The organism is Staphylococcus sp. HMSC065D05 (genome assembly GCF_001813195.1).
In the GTDB taxonomy this organism is placed as follows: domain Bacteria; phylum Bacillota; class Bacilli; order Staphylococcales; family Staphylococcaceae; genus Staphylococcus; species Staphylococcus epidermidis.
Genome location: NZ_KV811737.1, coordinates 1 through 1,076, shown reverse-complemented (window position 1 = coordinate 1,076; position 1,076 = coordinate 1). Strand labels below are relative to the sequence as shown.

Genomic DNA, 1,076 nt, shown 5'->3' with positions numbered 1-1,076 from the left:
TGGTTAGCTATATTTTTTACTTTGCAACAGAACCTTTTATTGTATACCTACTTTACACAATCCTACTCAAAATACTTATACTAAAGAAGAAAAGCAAAAAATTATAGATCAATGTCAAAAAAACGGAATACCTATTGTTGAAGATAGTATATATTCTGATTTATGGTTTGATGAAAAAAGACCGATGCCCATGAAATCTTTGAAAAATAGTGACAATGTTTTATATTTAGGAAGTTTATCTAAAACGGTAAGTCCTGGTCTGCGTATTGGATGGATAGTAGCAGATAAAAATGTAATTAATCACTTATCTGATTTAAAAATGCAGAATGACTATGGTGCTAGTTCTATATCACAATATATTGCCACAAAATGGCTAAATACTTATCATGAAAAACATATATCTGAATTAAAATTAGAATTAAAAAAACGTAAAGATATATTTATAGACGCCCTAAAAACTCATTTATCTATGTATGGTAGTTGGAATGACCCTAGTGGATCATTTTATATTTGGTTTGAGTTCTCTATATCAATAAACGTAAAAAAATTGTTTAATGAATCTATAAAAGAAAATATACTTATACAACCTGGAGAAATATATGATTCTAACTACAAAAACTACATTCGATTTTCTTACTCATACATTGATGAGAATGATATTAATAGAAGTTTAAAAAAATTAAGTAATATTATTAAAAAAATTAGAAATTGATTCCTAAGAACTTTCTTTACTTTGCATTCCTCTACTAACCAGTGTTATAATTTGATTAACAAATAGTGTACTAACATGATAAACACCGAGCCCGATAACTACTGCGAATAGTTATCGGGCTCTTTTGGTGTATTAGCTATATGTCGTCGCTAAATTACTTTTCACGATTATTCAGCCAATGAGAAAATAACGTGAGTATAACTCCTACTATGATAGGAGCTATAATAGTTACAAATAGTGTACTGAACATGATGTCACCTCCTTCCATGCTAAATACAGCACAGAAGTGAACGACGACTTTTGTATTATATCATTTCTAATAATTGAGTTACAGATAACTTCCGATAAGTCATTTTATGTAATG

General features: G+C 28.5%; 1 protein-coding gene and 1 pseudogene. One reads left to right on the top strand and one right to left on the bottom strand.

Features of this window, described 5'->3' with window-relative positions; genetic code table 11:
* Positions 1–25: 25 nt before the first annotated feature.
* Positions 26–712, top strand: a pseudogene (locus HMPREF2897_RS03615) (PLP-dependent aminotransferase family protein); the annotation flags it as partial.
* Between the two features lie 154 nt (positions 713–866).
* Here the strand turns inward: HMPREF2897_RS03615 and HMPREF2897_RS12175 are convergent.
* A complete protein-coding gene (locus HMPREF2897_RS12175) occupies positions 867–962 on the bottom strand; it encodes a type I toxin-antitoxin system Fst family toxin (RefSeq protein ID WP_000493114.1) in 96 nt (31 codons plus the stop codon).
* Positions 963–1,076 lie beyond the last annotated feature (114 nt).

What these genes read in the sequence shown, in the direction of transcription:
- HMPREF2897_RS12175 (WP_000493114.1), bottom strand. Translation starts at nt 962, where the DNA reads ATGTTCAGTACACTATTTGTAACTATTATAGCTCCTATCATAGTAGGA.